Below are 19,733 nucleotides of genomic sequence, written 5' to 3' on the forward strand. Positions count from 1 at the left end.
CATGCCCGCCAAAACCTTGTCCCAGCGCCATTTGTTAGCGATCGCCGTTGCTGCAATTGGCGCTGGCTGTATCTTCGCCGCCACCGCGCAAGCAGCGGGATCGGGCATGCCGTGGGAAGAGCCGCTCCAGCAGGTACTCGAGTCGGTGCAGGGGCCGGTCGCGAAGATCGTCGCGGTGATCATCATCATCACGACCGGGCTTACGCTCGCCTTTGGCGAAACCGCAGGCGGCTTCCGGCGGCTGATCCAGATCGTCTTCGGCCTGTCGATCGCGTTCGCCGCGTCGAGCTTTTTCCTGAGCTTCTTCAGCTTCGGCGGCGGGGCGCTGATCGCATGAGCCGGCATGATCATCCCGCCCCGGGCTTCGAGGCGCCCGTGCATCGGTCGCTCGCCGAACCGATCCTGCTCGGCGGCGCGCCGCGCGCTATCGCGATCCTCAACGGCACGCTCGCCGCCGCGATCGGCCTCGGTCTCCAGCAATGGATTGCCGGTGTCGGTCTTTGGGCGCTTGGCCATAGCGCGGCGGTCATGGCAGCCAAGCGCGATCCCGACTTCGCTCCGGTGCTGATGCGGCACCTCAGGCAGCGGGGGCATTTCTCATGCTGATGCTCCACGAATATCGTCGCAGGGCCGATCGGCTCGCGGACCATTTGCCGTGGGCTGCGCTAGCTGCTCCTGGCGTCATCCTCAATAAGGACGGCAGCTTCTCGCGCGTCCTCGCCTTCCGCGGTCCCGATCTTGAAAGCGCGACCGAGGCTGCGCTGATGTCGGTCGCCGCGCGCGCGAACAATGTCCTCAAGCGCTTCGGCTCGGGCTGGGCGCTCCATATCGAGGCCGAGCGACGCGAGGCGCTCGGCTATCCAGCGAGCCGCTTTCCCGACGCTGCGTCGTGGCTGGTCGACGAGGAGCGGCGAGGCGGCTTCGAAAGCGCTGAGGCGCATTATGAGAGCCATTATTATCTGACGCTGACCTGGCTCGCCGACGCCGATCATGCCGATCGCGCCGGGCGGGCGCTCGTCGAGCGCAGCGATCAAAGCCAGGGCCGCGACTGGCGGCAGGCGCTCGCTGGCTTCGTTGCCGAGACCAATCGTGTGCTCGACCTGTTCACGGGCTTCATGCCCGCCGTGCGCAGTCTCGGCGATGGCGAGACGCTGACCTATCTGCACGGCACCATCTCGGCGCGGCGGCACGATGTGGCTGTACCCGAAACTCCGCTCTATCTCGATGGCCTGCTCGCCGACACGCCGCTCATCGGCGGGCTGGAGCCGATGCTGGGACATCTGCACTTGCGTGCGCTGACAATCCTCGGTTTCCCGAACCTTACGCGTCCCGGCATCCTTGATGCGCTCAATCATCAAGGTTTTTCTTATCGTTGGGTGACGCGGTTCATTGCGCTCGACAAGACTGAAGCCACCAAGGCACTTACCAAATTGCGCCGCCAATGGTTCAACAAGCGAAAGTCGATCTCGGCGCTGCTGCGCGAGATAATGTACAACCAGCCCGCGCAACTGCTCGACAGCGATGCCGACAACAAGACGCTTGATGCGGATCTCGCGCTCCAGGCTTTGGGCGGCGATCATGTTGCCTTCGGACATCTGACGACGACGATCACCGTGTCGGATATCGATCGTGCGCGCGTCGACGAAAAAGTCCGCGCCGTCGAGCGTATCGTGAACGGCCTCGGTTTCACCACGATCCGCGAGAGCGTCAACGCGGTCGAAGCATGGCTCGGCTCGCTCCCCGGACAAGTTTACGCCAATGTCCGCCAGCCGCTCGTCCACACGCTCAATCTTGCCCATCTGATGCCACTGTCGTCGGTATGGGCGGGGCCAGCGCGGAGCGACCATCTGCACGGTCCGCCGTTGCTCACCGCCGAGACCAGCGGTTCGACGCCGTTCCGCTTGTCGACGCACGTCGGCGATGTCGGCCATATGATGATCGTCGGGCCGACGGGAGCGGGCAAGTCAGTGTTGCTCGGCCTTATCGCGCTCCAGTTCCGCCGCTATTCGGGCGCGCAAATCCATATCTTCGACAAGGGATTCTCGGCGCGCGCCGCCGTGCTGGCGATGGGCGGCGCACATCATGCGCTGGGCCTCGGCGGCGATCGTGCAGGCGGAGAGGGCAGGGGACTCGCCTTCCAGCCGCTTCGCGGCATTGACCGCGCCGACGAGCGCGCTTGGGCCGCGACATGGATCGCGGCGCTGCTCGCGCACGAAAAAATTGCCGTCACGCCCGAGGTCAAGGAAGCCCTGTGGTCGGCGCTTTGCAATCTCGCCACCGCGCCGGTCGAGGAACGCACGCTCACGGGCTTGTCGCTGCTGCTCCAGTCGGCGGCGCTGCGTGTCGCGCTCGCGCCTTACACGCTCGAAGGCTCGTTCGGACGACTGCTCGACGCCGCTGAGGACGATCTTGCCTTCGCCGATGTGCAGTGTTTCGAGACCGAGGCATTGATGGGGCAAGCCGAGGTCGTCGCTCCGGTCCTGAGCTATTTGTTCCATCGGCTCGAGGAACGGTTCGACGGACGACCGACCCTCCTCATTCTCGACGAGGCCTGGATATTCCTCGATCATCCGCTCTTCGCCGCGCGGATCCGCGAATGGCTCAAGGTGCTGCGCAAGAAGAATGTCGCGGTCATATTCGCGACCCAGTCGCTTGCCGATATCGCCGACAGCGCGATCGCGCCGGCGATTATCGAAAGCTGTCCGCAGCGCATTTTTCTGCCCAACGACCGAGCCAGCGAACCACAATCGGAGGACGCCTATGCGCGTTTCGGGCTCAACGCGCGCCAGATCGAACTGATCGCCCGCGCGACCCCCAAGCGCCAATATTATCTCCAGTCGGCGCGCGGGAACCGGTTGTTCGAGCTCGGGCTTGGCCCGGTCGCGCTCGCGCTGTGCGGCGCATCCGATTCCGACACGCAGAAACGCATCGACGCGATCCTCGCCGAACATGGCGCGGGCGCGTTCGCCCGGCATTTCCTGCGCAGCGTTGACCTCGACTGGGCCGCCGACCTGCTCGCCGATTTTGCCGATCCCCTGTCCCCCGAAGGAGAATGATGATGAAGAAGCTTGTCCTGGCCTTGCTGGCGGCATCGCTCGCGCCGACGACGACCGCAGTGACCGCGTTGGCGATGCCGGTGTTCGATAGCGCCAATTATTCGCAGAATTTGCTGACCGCAGCGCGCACCCTCCAGCAGATCAACCAGCAGATACAGTCGCTCCAGAACGAGGCGCAGATGCTGGTGAACCAGCAGAAGAATCTGGCGAAGATCGATTTTCCGCAAATGGCCGCATTGCAGCAGCGCCTTGCCGACATCGACCGATTGATGGGACAGGCGCAGGGCATCGACTTTCGCGTCGACAGGCTCGACGATCAATTCCGCGCCGCCTTTCCAACAAGTTTCGAGCATCTCGCGCGGCGTGACACGCGGATTGCCGCGGCCCGGGCCCGGATAGACACCGAGATGGCGTCATTCCGACAGGCGATGGGTGTGCAGAGCGGCATCGTCGAAAATGTTCAGGACGACGCTGAGGTTCTGAAAGCGATCGTCGACAAGAGCCAGGGCGCCGGGGGCAGTCTTCAGGCGGCGCAGGCGACCAACCAGCTGCTCGCGCTTGCGGCGAAGCAGCAATTCCAGATCCAGCAACTGATGGCGGCACAATTTCGCGAACAGACGCTCGAACGTGCGCGGCGCGGGCAGATCGAGCGCGAAGCGCGCGAGTCCACCCGCCGGTTTCTCGGTGACGGCAAGGCTTGGACGCCTCCACGCTGAGCCTCGCCTGACCGCTTGGGGCAGGACGGGCCACACATGCTCCCCGCCCAGACCTGCCCCGTCGCGGGGGCCGCCGCGGCAGCCCCTCTCCCGGCCGCCGGCCCCCGCGACAAAATCTGATGAGGAAGCCGCGATATGGACGATCTCAATATCATCGACCAGTTCATGGCCGCCTTCGTTGCCTATATCGACAGCGGCTTCGGGCTGCTCGGCGGCGATGTCGGTTTCCTTACCACCATCCTGATCGGCATCGATATCACGCTCGCTGGCCTTTTCTGGGCGCTGGGCGGCGAAGACGATGTCATCGCCAAATTCTTGAAGAAAATCCTCTATGTCGGCGTCTTCGCGCTGATCCTGAATAGTTTTCAGACGCTCTCCGAGATCATCTTTCGTTCCTTCGCCGGGCTCGGGCTGACCGCCGGCGGCAGCGCGATCGGGCCAGAGGAGCTGCTGATGCCCGGGCGGCTCGCGGGAACGGGGTTCGAAGCGGCCTGGCCTTTGCTCGAGCAGGCGAAGGAACTGGTCGGCCCGATCGCCTTTTTTGACAATTTCGTCGAGATTGCCGTGCTCGTCATCGCCTGGTTGATCGTTATCGCGGCTTTCTTCATTCTTGCGATCCAGCTCTTCATCACGATCCTCGAATTCAAATTGACGAGCCTTGCCGGGTTCGTGCTCGTGCCGTTCGCGCTTTGGAATCGCACGTCGTTCCTTGCCGAGCGGGTGCTGGGCAATGTCGTGAGCTCGGGCATCAAGGTGATGGTGCTGGCGGTGATCGTCGGCATCGGCTCCAATTATTTCGCCGACTTCACCAGCGCGCTGACGGGCGAGGAGGTCACGATCGAGCAAGCGGTCTCGCTGATGCTCGCCAGCCTCGCACTGTTCGGACTCGCTATCTTCGGTCCGGCGATCGCCTCGGGCCTGGTCGCGGGCGCGCCGCAGCTCGGCGCCGGATCGGCAGTGGCAACGACCGCCCTTGCGGCGGGTGGGCTCGCGATGGGCGGCGCAGGCGCTGTGGCCGCGGCACGCGGCATGGGCGCCGCCGGTCTCGGCGCGATCCGCGCCGGCACGTCGATGGGAAGCGCGGCCTCGACCGCCTACAAGCTTGGACAGGAAACATCGGGGTCCTCGAGTGTCGGTGCGGGTCTCGGCGGGATCGCGACCGCAGCTCAAGGGGCAGCCTCCAATCGCCTTCGCTCTGCCACCGGTCTCGGCGACGCGGCCGAGCGTGGACGCCAGGCCGCGTGGAATGCCGGAACCAATAGCCGTGCCAATAACGCCGCGGGCGCGGCGCCTGCCTCTAGCGACGCCGCGCCTGCTTGGGCGCAGCGACTGCAGGGTCAGCAGAATGCCCGTCATCGCCGGCAGATGGCCATGCACACGATCAAGGACGGTGACCGTGGCGGCGCCGGCATCACACCCGACATCAACGAAAGGGACTAGCCATGCGATTTAAACGTGCCGTGCAACGCTATGGGCAGACGCCCGAGCCCGAAACGCCCTATCAACGCGCGGGGCAGCTCTGGGACGAACGCATCGGTTCGGCGCGCGTCCAGGCGAAGAACTGGCGGCTCATGGCATTCGGCGGGCTCTTCCTGACGATCGGCCTTTCGTCGGCGCTGGTCTGGCAATCGATGCAGAGCCGCGTCATCCCCTATGTGGTTGAGGTCGACAAGCTCGGGCAGGCGCAGGCGGTGACCCCGGCCGATGCCACGTTTCGGCCGAGCGACCCGCAGATCGCTTGGCATCTCGGCCGCTTTATCACTCATATCCGCGCGCGATCACTCGACGCTGTGTTGATGCGCGAGAACTGGCTTTCGGCCTACGACTTCGCGACGACGCGCGGCGCACTGTTCCTTGGCGAATATGCCCGCGCGTCGAACCCGTTCGCCGAAGTCGGGCGCCGCACCGTTTCGGTGCAGGTTATAAGCGTCGTCCGCTCATCCGACACCAGCTTCCGCGTCAACTGGACCGAGCAGGCCTTCGAGCGCGGCAGCCTGTCGGGCACCTCGCGCTGGACTGCCGTCGTGACGGTCAAACTCCAGCCCCCGCGCTCGGCCGAGGTCCTGCGCAAGAATCCACTCGGCCTCTATGTCGACGCGATCGACTGGAGCCGCGAGCTCGAGACGCCAGCGCTGCCGCCGACCGGCGCGGCGGCGGTGCCGCGTGCCGGCTCGGGTTCGCTGACTGGACCGGCACCGCCAGCCGATATTCCATCGGGATCGCCGCTCGATCCCAGTCTTGCGCCGCGATCTACCGCGCCGACCCAATCTGAAGGAGAAGCCTCGTGATACGGTCCCTCATCCTGTCGACCTGCCTCGCCGCGCTCGCGCTCCCGGTTTACGCGCACGCCGGACCAGGCGTGGCGTCCGCGACCAAGGCGGCGGTACGCGAACCCGTAGCCTCCGGATATATGAACGCCGTCCAGGTCTATCCTTACGCCGAAGGCGCACTTTATCGTCTCTACACAGCGCCGGGACGCGTTAGCGACATCGCCCTGCAACCGGGCGAGGCGCTGACCTCGGTCGCTGCCGGCGACACGGCGCGCTGGACCGTCGGTGACACCACCAGCGGGAGCGGTGACGCGAAACGCACCCATATCCTCGTCAAACCTTTTGCGGCAGGGCTTTCGACCAACCTCGTCATCGCAACCGACCGGCGCGTCTATCATGTCCAACTGACGAGCACCAATGCAACGGCGATGACCGCGATCCGCTGGACCTATCCCCAGGACGAACTGCTTGCGATTGCGAGCGCCCGCGCTGCGGAAGAAGCGGCCCGCCCTGTTTCTGCGGGTATCGCCGTCGACGATCTCAACTTCGCTTATGCGATCGGCGGCGACAAGCCGGCGTGGCGGCCGCTGCGCGCTTTTGACGACGGGCGCCAGACCTGGATCGAATTTCCGGCGGCCATTGCGACCGGCGAAGCGCCGCCGCTGTTCGTGCTCGGACCCAAAGGCGAGGCCGAACTCGTCAACTACCGCGTCGCAGGACGCTATTATGTCGTCGACCGGCTTTTCGCCGCCGCCGAGCTGCGGCTGGGCAGCAAGAAGCAGAAGATCGTCCGCATTACCCGGTCCGGGGCGACGCATGCCAAGCAGGGAAGGAGCGGCGCGTGACCGAGAGCACCCCAAAGCCCGCAGAATCACCGGCTCCCGAGGTGGTTCGCGCGAAGGTCGATCCCGAAAGCCTTGTCATGCGCGGAAGGCCGGCACCGGTGACGCGATTTCGCCGCGGTGCGATCATTGCTCTTGCCGGATTGGGCGCGACGGCAATCGTGGGCGTCGGCTGGCTGGCCTTCGGCCGCTCCGAGCCCGGGTTTTCCCAGGTTGACGATGATACTGCACCGGTTGCGGCCAAAGGAGCGGCTGACGTCGTGGCAGGCGCGCCCGCGAGCTATGGCGACGTGCCGGCACTGGGGCCGCCGCTGCCGGGCGATCTCGGCAGGCCGATTCTCGCCAAGGAGCGCCAGATGGCGATGGAAGCGCCTGCCGATAGCGCTTCGCAGCTTGCCGCGGGCGCCGCGAAGGACGCCGAAACCGAGCGTCAGCGCCTTGCAGCAGAGCGTCGCGCGGCCCGCGAGTCAGGCGTCATGCTGCCGCTCACACGCACGGCGGCTGCTGAGGGCGCGACCGGCCAGGCAGTTGCGCCGGGGTCCGAACAGGCGCGAATAGCGGTGGCCGAAGTGGGTGCCGACCCGAACGGCCAGCGGCGCAAGAATGAGATGGTCGGTCGTTCCAATGGCAGCGACCACATAAATCCGCACCGGCTTGAGAGTCCGGTTTCGCCGTGGACTGTGAATGCCGGTAGCGTGATCGCGGCGAGCCTGATTACGGGGCTCAATTCCGACCTGCCCGGGATGGTGACCGCGCAGGTCACTGAAAATGTCAAAGACAGCGTCACCGGACGAACCTTGCTCATTCCGCAAGGCTCGCGGCTGATCGGAAGCTACGACAGCGTGGTCGCGTTCGGGCAGAGCCGTGCGCTGGTGGTGTGGCAGCGAATCATTCTGCCCGACGGCTCGTCAATCCGGATCGACAATGTTCCGGCAACCGACACGGAGGGTCATGCGGGCCTGGCCGACCGCGTCGACCGTCATACCTGGCAGCTATTGAAGGGCGTCGTCCTCTCGACCTTACTTGGCGTTGGGACCGAACTCGGCGCAGGAAGCGGTGAGAGCGATCTCGTTCGGGCAATCCGTGAATCGACTCAGCAAAGCGGCGCACGCGCCGGCGATCATTTGGTCCAGCGCAATCTTGATGTGCAACCGACGCTCAAGGTTCGCCCCGGCTGGCCGCTGCGGATTCTCGTTCACAAGGATATCGTTCTTCGACCGTGGCGCGGCGTGGAAGGCTGAAATGGTCGATCTCAAACTCGCCCGCCTTCCCGATCGCACCCCGATAAAAGTCGGGATCGTCATCCTGCCCGAACTCAATGCGCGGCTCTCCGCTTATGCCGCAGCCTACGCATCGGCCTATGGCGCCGAAGAATCGATCACCGAGCTGATACCCGCGATGCTTTCCGCCTTCCTCGATAGTGACCGCGAATTCGCAAAGTTCGAGAAGACGGGGAAAATGCCGACATGATCAGCTTCTCGTCGAGCGTTGATTTCTTCCAGTTTGGCGTGTGACGCATGTCGATCGTCGATGACGACAAGCTTTGGACGGCCAGGGAACTGGCGAAATTTCTGGGCTATTCAGAGACGACGGTCTGCCGTCTGGTTTCACAATGTCCTGCGAAACTGCCGCCGAGGGTAGCCACATTGCCTCGCGCCCGATGGGTCCCAGAGATCGCGCGCGAATGGGCGATCAACAATAGCTATCCGGGCAAACGGTGCGGCGGTCGGCCCAGATTGACCTGAGGCCCGCCGCAAAGCCTTTTTGACGTGAGATCACCCTGGAACCCGCAGAAAATCAGCGAATTTCGCCGTTTTCTCATGGTGCAAATGGCGCAATGTATCCGTCGACGATCTTGCACGGTTCGTCGCAATTCGGGCACATTCTGCAGATTTTTGAAAAGCGGGTTTTGCACCCTACTGTGCCAAACCCCCAAAATAATCCAATGAAAACAATGGATATTGGTGCGGTCGAGAAGACTCGAACTTCCACGGCCTTTCGGCCACAACGACCTCAACGTTGCGCGTCTACCAGTTCCGCCACGACCGCACATCATGTTGGGCCGAACGGGTCCGGCACCGGGTAGGAGCGGGCGCCTAGCAAAGCTTTTCGGGCGATGCAAGCAAGCTTCGCCGCTTTTATTTTCTCTGCTCGCGAAGGCGCGGGCCTGCGCGCGTTCGCGGATGTCATCGAACCGACGCCGAAGAGTCATCGAACCGTCATCGCTCTGGCGTCAGACCGTCATCGAATCACCCTAGTGGCGACGTCACCGGGGGCGGGGCGGACATCTCTCTCTTTGTTCACCGGTGGTTTTTCAGCAGCGCCCTCTCTTGCGCACACCGGGAACGGAGAATTTCATGGCGGCTTTCGCACGCATTCGTCTGATCATGCTTACCAGCGTGGCCTGTTCCACCCTTGCGGCCTGCGGGGCCGACGACGTCGCGTCGCCGGGCGAGGGTGGCACGATCATCATCAACCCCACGCCGACCCCGACGCCGACCCCCACCCCCACGCCGACCCCGACCCCGACCGTCACTCCGGCCGCGGGCTGCCCCACCATCGGCGGCGGCGCGCTGACCGACGCCGGCACGATCAGCAATGCGGCGATCGGCAGCTGGCGCGTCTGCACGCTGCCCGCGCGCCTCACCGCCAATTCGACGCTGCCGAAGATCGCCGGCCTCCTCTATCGCATCAACGGCCGCGTCGATGTCGGTTATGATCAGGGGCCGACCGAGGAATCGACCGACAAGACCGACGTCACGCTGACGATCGATCCGGGCGTCATTCTTTATGGCGAATCGGGGCCGTCGTGGCTGAACGTCAATCGCGGCAACAAGATCCAGGCCGTCGGCACCTCGACCCAGCCGATCATCTTCACCAGTCGCGACAACGTCCAGGGCCTCAACACCGAAAGCTCGTCGGGCCAGTGGGGCGGCGTCGTGCTGAGCGGCCGCGCGCAGATCACCGATTGCGCCGCCACCGGCGCCGCGCCGGGCAGCAACGCCTGCGAACGCCAGACCGAAGGTGCAGTCGACGACGCGCTTTATGGCGGCGTCCTCAACAACGACAACAGCGGCCGGATGAGCTATGTTCAGATCCGCTATTCGGGCTATGTCCTGTCTTCGAACAGCGAGCTTCAGTCGCTGACGCTGCAGGCGGTCGGGTCGGCGACGCAGATCGACCATATCATGTCGTACAACAGCTCCGACGACGCGGTCGAAGTGTTCGGCGGCCACGCCCATGTGAAGCATTTCATCGCGGTCGGCGCCGAAGACGACAATCTCGACACCGACGTCGGGACCAAGGCGAACTTCCAATATGGCATCGTCGTGCAGCGCCCGAATATCGGTGACGCGATGATCGAGGCGGATACCGACAATGCGCTCGACGGCAACAATCCGCGCCAGAACACGCGGGTCGCGAATTTCGTCTTTTTCCAGAATTCGCAGAACAGCTCGTCCGACAAGGCGTCGATCCTGCTGCGCGGCGGCACCGACTATGGACTCTACAACTCGGTACTGGTCAGCCCGACCAACCCCTGCATCAACATCAGCCGGACGCAGACCGCGTCGGGCACCCAGAGCGTCGCGGCCGACGAGTTCGGCGCGCCGATCTTTCGTTCGGTGCTGATGCAGTGCGCATCGACCAAATATATCGACAGCGGCATCACCGTGGGCGCGGTGGCGTCGATCTTCGGCACCGGCTCGAACGGCAATGACGATGCCTATACGCCGACGTTCACCAGCCTGTTCATCAACGGGGCGAACGAGACCAAGGTGGCGGCGTTCGACGTCTCGACGCTGAATGCGCAGCTGTTCAACGGCATCGAACTGACCCGCGCCGGCTTCTTCGACAAGACGAGCTATATCGGCGCGGTCAAGGATGCGAGCGACACCTGGTATCAGGGGTGGACCTGCAACAGCACCGCCGCCGATTTCGGCACCGGCAACACGGGTCTGTGCACCTCGCTGCCGACCGCCTGACGCGCTTTGCTTCGATGGGAGGGAGCGGCGTGTGCCGCTCCCTCCCCACATATTTCTGGAATTTATGGGGTCTCGTTACCCCAAGGGATGACCGTCATGACCAAGCCGCTCCGGCTCGTCCGCCTGTTGTTGATGTCCACGGCGTTCGTCGCGCCCGCCACGCTATGGGCGCAAGAAGCCGCGCAGGTGGAGCCCGCGCCGGTAAGCGCCGACCCGGCGCCTGCCGATGACGAGACCGACATTTCGATCCCCGGCGCCGATATCGTCGTCACCGGCCGCCGCAGCGCCAATATCGAGCGCAACGCGCCGCAGGTCGTCTCGGTCCTCGGCGCCGCCGATATCGCGCGGACGGGCGAGGGGAATATCGCGGGCGCGCTCGGCCGCGTCACCGGCCTCAGCGTTGTCGGCAACGGTTTCGTTTATGTCCGCGGGCTCGGCGACCGCTATTCGCTCGCGCTGCTCAACGGATCGCCGCTGCCGAGCCCCGAGCCGCTGAAGCGCGTCGTCCCGCTCGACATCTTCCCCTCCAGCATCATCGCATCGTCGCTGGTGCAGAAAAGCTATTCGGCGAATTTTCCGGGCGAATTCGGCGGCGGTGTGATCAATCTGACGACCAAGGCGGTTCCGCGCGAGCCGTTTCTGGAGATTGGCGCGACCATCGGCGGCAATTCGGAAACCACCGGCCGGCTTGGCTATACCTATTATGGCACGGGCAGCGACTGGACCGGCTTCGGCGACGGCGGCCGCAAGCTTCCGTCCGCTTATGCCGCCTGGCGCGCCTCGGGGCTGCGGATCAATGATCCGAGCGTCAACCAGCAGGCGATCGCCGGTCAGTTCGTCACCGCGCGCAACGGCATCGTCCAGCGCAACGACGACATGCCCGTCAACTGGGGCGCCAATATCACCGGCGGCAAGGCTTGGGATCTGGGCGGCACCGAGATCGGCCTGATCGCGACCGCGGGCTATACCAACAAATGGCGTAGCCGCGCGGTGACGCAGCAGACTGCGAACGCGCTCGACCTGTCGTCGCTCAACACGAACATCCGCCGCGTCATCACCGACAACCGCATCGTCGCGAACGCGCTGCTCGGGCTCAGCGCCGAGTTCGGCGAGAACAAGCTGCGCTGGACGAACCTCTATATCCGCGACACGATCAAGCAGGCGCGCCTCGGCGCCGAGGATCGGCCTGATACCGCCGACGCCAATCCGGGGGTCAGCTTTCAGTATCAGGACACCGCCTGGTATGCGCGCCAGCTCATCGACACCCAGTTCGTCGGCGAGTTCAAGCCGTTCGACGACCTCGGCATCGACGTCCGCGCCGGCTATGCCAATTCGCAGCGCGAGGCGCCGTTCGAGTTGAGCTTCCTCTACAGCCGGTCGAACAGCCCGACCGATCCCTATGGCCAGTTCTTCACCAACACGCTGAACACCGGTCAGCGGCCGGGCAGCGCATCGATCGCTTTCTCCGACCTCAACGAGAATCTCTATTCGGCGGGGGTCGATCTGACGTGGGAGATCGCGCCGCGCGTCAAGGCGGTCTATGGCTATGCCTATAGCGACACGAACCGCGTCACCGAACGCCGCGACTTCCTGTTCCAGGGCAATAATAATATCCCGCTCGGCGTTTCGCTGCTCCGCCCCGACCTGTTGCTGTCGCAGACGGTCATCTGCTTCCCGCCGCTCAATCCGACGGTCGATCCCGATTGCCCGGCCAATCCCAGCCCGACGGGGATCAGTCTGGTCGACAGCACGGGGTCGAACCCGACCTTCCGCGCGATCCTGCGCAATCACGCGGCCTATTTCCAGATCCAGGCCGACCTGCTCGACCAGCTCAACGTCAATATCGGCGCCCGTTATGAAAGCGCGGTCCTGCGCGTGTCGCCGGTGCAAGCCTATCTTGTCAGCCCGACGCTGCCGCCTGCGACCAATCTCAGCCGCGACTATCTGCTCCCCGCGGCGACGCTGACCTATGAAATCGAGCCGCAGATGCAGGTCCGCTTCAGCGCGTCGAAGACGATCGCGCGACCGCAGTTCCGCGAGCTGGTGTTCCAGACCTATTACGACCCCGACACCAACCGCAATTTCCAGGGCAACCCGCAGCTCGTCGACAGCCAGCTCACCAACGCCGAAGGCCGGTTCGAATGGTATTTCGCGCCCGAACAGCGCGTGTCGATCGGCGGCTTCTGGAAGAGGATCAAGAATCCGATCGAGACCTATGCCAGCTTCGACGGCAATGCTGTGACGACCCGTTTCGCCAACGCGCCCGAGGCGACGCTCTATGGCATCGAGTTCGAGGCGAAGAAATATGTCGACCTCGGCGGCGGGGAGGGCGGCGTCTGGGCCAATCGCCGCGCCGTGCTGATCGGCAATTACACCTGGTCGCAGTCGAAGCTGAAGGTCGGCGCCGATGACCCGGTCCAGGCCTTCCCCTTCACCGGCGCGACGCTGGCGAGCCAGTTCTTTCGCGACGGCGCGCCGCTGACCGGCCAGTCCGACCATCTGGTCAATGTCGAACTCGGGATCGAGGACACCGAACGCCTGTCGCAGCAGACGATCCTGATCTCCTATGCGTCGGACCGCATCACGCGGCGCGGGCCGTCGGGTCAGCCCGACATCTTCGAGCGTCCCGGCATCCAGCTCGACTTCGTCGCGCGCCAGGGCATCCCGATGTTCGGCAAGCAGTTCGAGCTCAAGTTCGAGGCGCGCAACCTGCTCGGCACCAAATATAAGGAAATGCAGGAAAGTGGCGGCAACCGCATCTATTACAATCTGTACAAGCCCGGAGCGACCTTCTCGCTCGGCGGGTCGGTGAAATTCTGAGCCGAACCAGCCTCGTCATTGCGAGCGGAGCGAAGCAATCCAGGGCGGCTTACGCCTGCTCTGGATTGCCGCGTCGCTTCGCTCCTCGCAACGACGATGCGAATGAATGTCACGCGGCCCGCCGTCCGGCACCGTGCCCGCCGCCGTCAGCGCCGGACTCGCTCCGCTGACAAAAAACTGTAATCTTACTGTCAACTGATTGTCATCGATCGCGCCTAGGCGATTCGCGATGCAGCCTTTCAGTTGGGGGACAGGGACGACGCCATGGCAGTGCTGATGACCGGATCGGCCGTTCGGCTGCCGCGCGCGCTGCCGTCGTGGCTGCGCGTCGGGAAAGGCGCGCCGCGCGAGGCCCTGCCGTTGCTGCTCGTCGGTCTGCTCGGGGCGTTGCTGATCTGGCAATGCGTCCGTCTGTTCTGGACGTTGGTCGTGCCGCTGTCGCCGCTCGGCGCGTGGCAGCCGCAGACCGCGGTGATCGCTTCACCCGCCGAGCGGCGGGCGCTTTTTTCCAGCATCGATCCCTTTTTTCGCACCGCGCCGCAGGGCCCGGCGAGCGCGACCGTCACCGCGCTTGGCCTGACGCTGTTCGGCGTCAACCTCAACGAAGCGACCGGGGGCGGTTCGGCGATCATCGCCGGCGAGGATGGGGTGCAGGCGAGCTATGCCGTCGGCGACGAGGTCGCGCCGGGCGTGACGCTGGCCGGGGTCGCCTTCGACCATGTGCTGCTCGACCGCGCCGGCACGCGCGAGAGCCTGTTCCTCGATCAGAGCGGCGAAGCTCCCGTCGCGAACCCCGCGCTTCCCGCACCGACGCCCGAAATCGGGAGCACCGCTGCGCCACCGAGCGGCGAGATGTCGCCCGCGGCGCTGAAAGCCGGAGTCGGCTTTGCGCCGCGGACCGAGAATGGCAAGATCACCGGCCTCGTCGTCCAGCCGCAGGGCGATGGTGCGGTCTTTCGCGCCGCGGGCCTGAAACCCGGCGACGTCGTCCGCTCGGTGAACGGCCGCCCGATCAGCTCGGCGGGCGACGCTGCCGCGCTGGCGAACCAGTTCACCCCCGGTGCGCGCCTCTCGATCGAAGTCGAGCGCGGCGCCAGCGTCGTTCCCGTCGCCATTCTCCTCGCGAAACAATAGGTCTTATGCGTCTCAAACTGTCCCTGATGCTCGCCGCCGCTCTCGTTTCCGCCACGCCGGGACCGGCGTTCGCGCAATATACGCTGAATGTCCGTGATGCCGATATCCGCGCCTTCATCCAGGATGCGGCGCGGATCACCGGGCGCACCTTCGTCATCGACGGCCGCGTCAACGGCAAGGTGTCGGTCGTCACCGACCGGCCGCTGTCGCGCAGCGAATATTTCGAGATTTTCCTGTCGACGCTGCGCTCGAACGGGCTCGTCGCGGTGCCGGGACCGAGCGGCAGCTATCGTATCCAGCCGATCGACGGCGCCGCGGCGCAGCCAGGCCGGATCGGCAGCGACCGCGCGGCGCAGAACCAGTTCGTCACCGAGATCATCCGCCTTCGACATATCGACGCCGTCGCGGCGGTCGAAACGCTGCGTCCGCTGGTCAGTCCGCAGGGGTCGCTGACCGCGAACCGCAACGCCAACAGCCTGATCGTCGCCGATTTCGCCGATAATATCCGCCGCATCCGCGCGCTGGCGGGCAGCATCGACCGCGACAGCTCGACCAGCCAGATCGTGACGCTGAAGAACGCGGGCGCGCGCGAGATCGCCGCCGCGCTCACCGCGTTGATCCCGGCGGCGGGCGAGGGGGCGAAGGCGCCGCTCGCGATCGTGCCGATCGACAGCAGCAACGCGATCGCGCTGCGCGGCGATCAGGCGCTGGTCGCGCGATTTGTCTCGATGGCGAAAGACCTCGACGCCAAGGCGGCGGGCGGCACCGAACTGCGCGTTTATTGGCTCGAACATGCCAATGCCGAAACCTTGCTCCCGACCTTGCAACAGCTTGTCGGCGGCGGCAGCGACCCGGCGCAAAAGGCGGGCCTGCCGCCCGCATCCTCCTCTTCCTCTTCGTCGTCGAACGGCGGCAGCACGCCGACGCCCGCGCCGATGCCTGCTTCGACCTCGGTCGGCGGTTCGGGCGGCAGCATCGCGACGCGCGGGCCGGCGATCGTCACCCGCTACGAAGGCGCCAACGCGATCATCGTCGCCGCCAACAGCGAAGTACAGCGGATGCTCGGCGAGTTGATCCGCCAGCTCGACAGCCGCCGCGAACAGGTGCTTGTCGAGGCAATCGTGGTCGAGATCGGCGACGATGCCGCGAAACGGCTTGGCGTCCAGTTCCTGCTCGGCGGCAAGAATATCCCCTTCGTCGCGACCAATTACAGCAATGCCCAGCCGAACATCTTCACCCTCGGCGGCGCCTATGCCGCAACCAAGCTGACCGAGGACAAGACGACCGTCGACGGCACGACCACGGTTACCCAGACGTCGAGCGCGCTCGGCAGCAGCCTGCAGGACGCGGCGGCGGCGTCGCTGCTGTCGGCGACCGGCGGCTTTGCTGGCTTTGCCGGCGATATCGGCAAGAACACGATCTTCGGCGCGATCATCAACGCGGTGAAATCCGACACGACGTCGAACCTGCTGGCGACGCCGCATATCGTGACCCTCGACAATCAGGCGGCGAAATTCCTCGTCGGGCAGGAAGTGCCGATCACGACGGGCGAGAAGCTCGGCGACAATTTCGAAAATGCGTTCCGCACCGTCCAGCGTGAAGAGGTCGGCATCAAGCTCGAGGTCACGCCGCAGGTCAACGGCGCGGGCGAGGTCAAGCTGTTCCTCCGCCAGGAAGTGTCGAGTGTCGCGGGGCCGGTGTCGTCGCGCAACAGCGACCTGATCATCAACAAGCGCTCGTTCGAAACGGTACTGACCGTCGACGATGGCGAGATACTGGCGATCGGCGGCCTGCTCAACGACGACGAGCGCAAGACGATCGAGCGCATTCCGCTGCTCAGCGACATTCCGCTGATCGGCGAATTGTTCAAGTCGCGCAGCCGCAGCCGGTCGAAGACGAACCTGATGGTCTTCATCCGCCCGACGATCCTGCGTAATCGCGAGGATAATGCCGCGCTCACCGCGCGCCGCTATGGCTATATCCGCGACTTCCAGCTTCAGCGGAACCCGAACGAAGAACCCGCGATCGACACGCTGGTGCGCGATTATATGGGCACCGTCCCGCCGGTGCCGACCGCGCCTACGGCGGCGGACGTGACGATCGGTCCGGTCGATCTTCCCGCGCTGCGCGGGCAGGGCGGCAGTGTCGTTCCCGCCGACGTCCCGCCGTCGGTGTCGCAGGCGCCCGCTCCCCCCGTCGGAGACCGTCGGTGAGCGACGCCGAACCGGCCGCGCCGCCCCCGGCGCCGGTCGACATTCCCTATGGCTTCGCGCGCAGCCACGGCGTCGTGATCGCGCCGGACGGTGACGCACGCTGGCTCGCGACCTTGCGCGAGGGCAGCGACGCCGCGGTGCTGATCGAGGTGAAGCGCTATCTGGCACAGCCGATCCGCGTCGCCACCGCGAACGCCGCCGATTTCGACCGGCTGCTGTCCGACCATTATGCCGTCGATGCGTCGGCGGCGGCGATGGCGGGGTCGGTCGGCAATGGCGACCTCGACCTCAGCCTGCCGAGCGCCGAGGATCTGCTCGACAGCGCCGACGACGCCCCGGCGATCCGCCTGATCAACGCGATCATCGCCGAAGCGGTGCGGCAGGGGGTCAGCGATATCCATATCGAACCCTATGAAAGCGGCCTCGTCGTCCGCATGCGCACCGACGGCGTGCTGCGCGAGCATCTGCGCATGCCGCCGCATGTCGCCCCCGTCGTCGTCAGCCGCATCAAGGTGATGGCGCGGCTCGACATCGCCGAACGCCGCGTGCCGCAGGACGGGCGGATCGGGCTGACTCTGGCGGGGAAAGCGGTCGATGTCCGCGTCTCGACGCTGCCGAGCCGCGCGGGCGAGCGCGTCGTGATGCGTATTCTCGACAAGGACGCGGCCGGGATCGACTTCGACGTGCTTGGGCTGGCGGGCGAGGCCGACCGCATATTGCGCGAAGCATTGGCCGAACCCAATGGCATCATCCTCGTCACCGGCCCGACCGGGTCGGGCAAGACGACGACGCTTTATGCGGCGCTGAAACAGCTCAACGATGGCCAGCGCAATATATTGACCGTCGAGGATCCGGTCGAATATGCGGTCGACGGGGTCGGGCAGACGCAGGTCAACGCCAAGGTCGGGCTCGATTTCGCCGCCGGGCTGCGCGCGATTTTGCGCCAGGACCCCGATGTCGTGATGGTCGGCGAAATTCGCGACCGTGAAACCGCCGACATTGCGGTGCAGGCATCGCTCACCGGCCACCTCGTGCTGTCGACCGTCCACACCAACGATGCCGTCGGCGCGATCACCCGCCTCAAGGATCTGAAGGTCGAGCCGTTCCTGCTCGCCTCGACGCTCCGCGCGGTGATCGCGCAGCGGCTGGTGCGCAAGCTTTGCGATCATTGCCGCGAGCCGGTGCAGGCCGACAACAGCATCGCCGCGCTGCTCGGGCTTGATATCGGCACCGTCATCTGGAAGCCGAAGGGCTGCGAAGCGTGCGGCGGCAGCGGCTTCAAGGGCCGCGTCGGGGTGTTCGAGGCGATCAGGGTCGATGAGACGGTGCGCCGCTATATCTACGCCGGTGGCGATGAGGCGATGATCGCCAAGCATGCGTTCCTGAAGGCGCCGACCCTCGCCAGTGCGGCGCGCGCGATGGTCGCCAAGGGACTGACCACGCCCGAGGAAGCGATCCGCATCGCGCGGCGCGAGGACGTCGATGCCTGATTATCGCTATGTGGCGATCGATCCCCAGGGCCGCGAGCGCAAGGGGCGGCTGACCGCCGCGAACGACGATGCCGCGCGCGCCAGCCTGGCGCTGCGCAAATTCCATATCGTCGCGGTCGAAGAGGCCGGAACCAAGCCCGCCGCCCGCTCGCTGCTCGCCTTTCGCAAGGGCAAGCTCGGCCACCAGGAACTCGCGCTCTTCACGCGCCAGCTCGCAACGCTGGTCGAGGTCGCGCCGTTGGAGGAAGCTTTGCGCACACTGACGCGGCAGAGCGAAGCCGAAAGCGCGCGCATGGTGATCGGCGACGTCCATGCCGGGCTGCTCGAAGGCCGCCGCCTCGCCGATGCGATGGCGCGCCAGCCCGCGAGTTTCCCGCCGCTCTATCGTGCGATGGTCGCGGCGGGTGAGACGACGGGCAGCCTCACCACCATCCTTGCCCGCCTCGCCGACCTGCTCGAACGTCAGGCCGAAGTGCGCGGCAAGCTGATCGCTGCGCTCGCGTATCCGGTCGTGCTCGCGGTCGTCGCGGTCGGGGTCGTGGCGGCGCTGATGATCTTCGTCGTCCCGCGCGTCGTCGAGCAGTTCGACGATGTCGGCCAGCAATTGCCCTTCCTGACCCGCGCCGTGATCGCGATCTCGAGCTTCGCGGCGACCTGGTGGTGGCTTGCGCTGCTGCTGATCGCCGCGGCCGTTTTCGGGTGGGTTCGCGCGATGCGCCGTCCGGCGTTCAAGGCGGCGGTCGACGGCCGCCTGCTTCGCCTGCCGCTGCTCGGCCGCCTGCTCCGCGACCTTTATGCCGCGCGCTTCGCGCGGACGCTTTCGACCATGGTGTCGAGCCGCCTGCCGCTCGTCGAGGGGCTGCGGCTGACCGTCCCGACGATCCGCAACGCGGCGCTGGCGAGCGCGACCGCGGGCATCGTCGATCAGGTGCGCGCGGGGGGCAGCCTGTCGGCGGCGCTCCGCGACGCCGGGGTCTTTCCGCCCTTGCTCGTCTATATGACCGCGAGCGGTGAAAGTGCCGGGCGGCTGGAGCAGATGCTCGAACGCGCGGCGGATTATCTGGAGCGCGAGTTCGATCGTTTCACCGCCGCGTCGATGGCTTTACTCGAACCTGTCATAATTGTCGTTATGGGGTCGTGCGTCGCACTCATCATCCTTTCCATCCTGCTTCCGATCCTCCAGTTGCAGAACCTCGCGGGGCTATAATA

General features: G+C 65.4%; 15 protein-coding genes and 1 tRNA gene. 15 read left to right on the plus strand and 1 reads right to left on the minus strand.

Annotated features, from left to right (window positions below; genetic code table 11):
• The first annotated feature begins 1 nt into the window (after position 1).
• The 9 genes from CVO77_RS17245 (at position 2) to CVO77_RS17285 (ending at position 8,354) form a co-directional block, all read left to right on the plus strand.
• Positions 2-337 (plus strand): TrbC/VirB2 family type IV secretion system protein, encoded by a 336-nt coding sequence (locus tag CVO77_RS17245; RefSeq protein ID WP_106000116.1) that lies wholly within the window; start codon positions 2-4, stop codon positions 335-337.
• Positions 334-606, plus strand: coding sequence for a VirB3 family type IV secretion system protein (locus CVO77_RS17250; RefSeq protein ID WP_106000117.1), 273 nt, complete (start codon positions 334-336; stop codon positions 604-606). The genes CVO77_RS17245 and CVO77_RS17250 overlap by 4 nt, the downstream gene beginning before the upstream one ends.
• Positions 600-3,056, plus strand: coding sequence for a conjugal transfer protein TrbE (gene trbE / locus CVO77_RS17255; RefSeq protein ID WP_106000118.1), 2,457 nt, complete (start codon positions 600-602; stop codon positions 3,054-3,056). The genes CVO77_RS17250 and trbE overlap by 7 nt, the downstream gene beginning before the upstream one ends.
• 2 nt (positions 3,057-3,058) lie before the next feature.
• Positions 3,059-3,772: a P-type conjugative transfer protein TrbJ gene (gene trbJ / locus CVO77_RS17260; RefSeq protein ID WP_106000119.1), complete on the plus strand. Its 714-nt coding sequence runs from the start codon at positions 3,059-3,061 to the stop codon at positions 3,770-3,772.
• 135 nt (positions 3,773-3,907) lie between these two features.
• Entirely contained in the window at positions 3,908-5,212 is a 1,305-nt protein-coding gene (trbL, locus tag CVO77_RS17265) for a P-type conjugative transfer protein TrbL (RefSeq protein WP_106000120.1), read from the plus strand.
• 2 nt (positions 5,213-5,214) lie between these two features.
• Entirely contained in the window at positions 5,215-6,060 is an 846-nt protein-coding gene (gene trbF, locus CVO77_RS17270; protein WP_106000121.1) for a conjugal transfer protein TrbF, read from the plus strand.
• A complete protein-coding gene (gene trbG / locus CVO77_RS17275) occupies positions 6,057-6,887 on the plus strand; it encodes a P-type conjugative transfer protein TrbG (protein WP_106000122.1) in 831 nt (276 codons plus the stop codon). Before trbF ends, trbG begins: the two co-directional genes overlap by 4 nt.
• Positions 6,884-8,125 carry a TraB/TrbI/VirB10 family type IV secretion system protein gene (locus CVO77_RS17280; protein ID WP_242445997.1) on the plus strand — a complete coding sequence of 414 codons (1,242 nt, stop codon included), beginning with the start codon at positions 6,884-6,886 and terminating at the stop codon, positions 8,123-8,125. Before trbG ends, CVO77_RS17280 begins: the two co-directional genes overlap by 4 nt.
• Position 8,126: 1 nt before the next feature.
• Positions 8,127-8,354 carry a DUF2274 domain-containing protein gene (locus CVO77_RS17285; RefSeq protein WP_106000123.1) on the plus strand — a complete coding sequence of 76 codons (228 nt, stop codon included), beginning with the start codon at positions 8,127-8,129 and terminating at the stop codon, positions 8,352-8,354.
• A gap of 492 nt (positions 8,355-8,846) precedes the next feature.
• Here the strand turns inward: CVO77_RS17285 and CVO77_RS17295 are convergent.
• Positions 8,847-8,933: transfer RNA gene (locus CVO77_RS17295), tRNA-Leu, on the minus strand.
• Positions 8,934-9,241: 308 nt separating this feature from the next.
• Between CVO77_RS17295 and CVO77_RS21355 the strand changes: the two genes are divergently transcribed.
• From CVO77_RS21355 to gspF, 6 genes are all read left to right on the plus strand, one after another.
• A complete protein-coding gene (locus CVO77_RS21355) occupies positions 9,242-10,867 on the plus strand; it encodes a hypothetical protein (RefSeq protein ID WP_158258120.1) in 1,626 nt (541 codons plus the stop codon).
• A gap of 96 nt (positions 10,868-10,963) precedes the next feature.
• The gene (locus CVO77_RS17310; RefSeq protein ID WP_106000915.1) at positions 10,964-13,687 is read left to right on the plus strand and encodes a TonB-dependent receptor domain-containing protein; all 2,724 of its coding nucleotides are present in this window, start codon (positions 10,964-10,966) and stop codon (positions 13,685-13,687) included.
• Positions 13,688-13,951: 264 nt separating this feature from the next.
• A complete protein-coding gene (locus CVO77_RS17315; protein ID WP_106000127.1) occupies positions 13,952-14,821 on the plus strand; it encodes a type II secretion system protein N in 870 nt (289 codons plus the stop codon).
• A gap of 5 nt (positions 14,822-14,826) precedes the next feature.
• On the plus strand, positions 14,827-17,034 hold the full coding sequence (gspD, locus tag CVO77_RS17320; RefSeq protein ID WP_106000128.1) for a type II secretion system secretin GspD: 2,208 nt from the start codon (positions 14,827-14,829) through the stop codon (positions 17,032-17,034).
• A complete protein-coding gene (locus CVO77_RS17325) occupies positions 17,031-18,524 on the plus strand; it encodes a GspE/PulE family protein (RefSeq protein ID WP_106000129.1) in 1,494 nt (497 codons plus the stop codon). The genes gspD and CVO77_RS17325 overlap by 4 nt, the downstream gene beginning before the upstream one ends.
• Positions 18,517-19,731 (plus strand): type II secretion system inner membrane protein GspF, encoded by a 1,215-nt coding sequence (gene gspF / locus CVO77_RS17330; protein ID WP_106000130.1) that lies wholly within the window; start codon positions 18,517-18,519, stop codon positions 19,729-19,731. Before CVO77_RS17325 ends, gspF begins: the two co-directional genes overlap by 8 nt.
• The last annotated feature ends 2 nt before the right edge of the window (positions 19,732-19,733 follow it).

It is taken from the genome of Sphingopyxis lindanitolerans, from assembly GCF_002993885.1.
In the GTDB taxonomy this organism is placed as follows: Bacteria; Pseudomonadota; Alphaproteobacteria; order Sphingomonadales; family Sphingomonadaceae; genus Sphingopyxis; species Sphingopyxis lindanitolerans.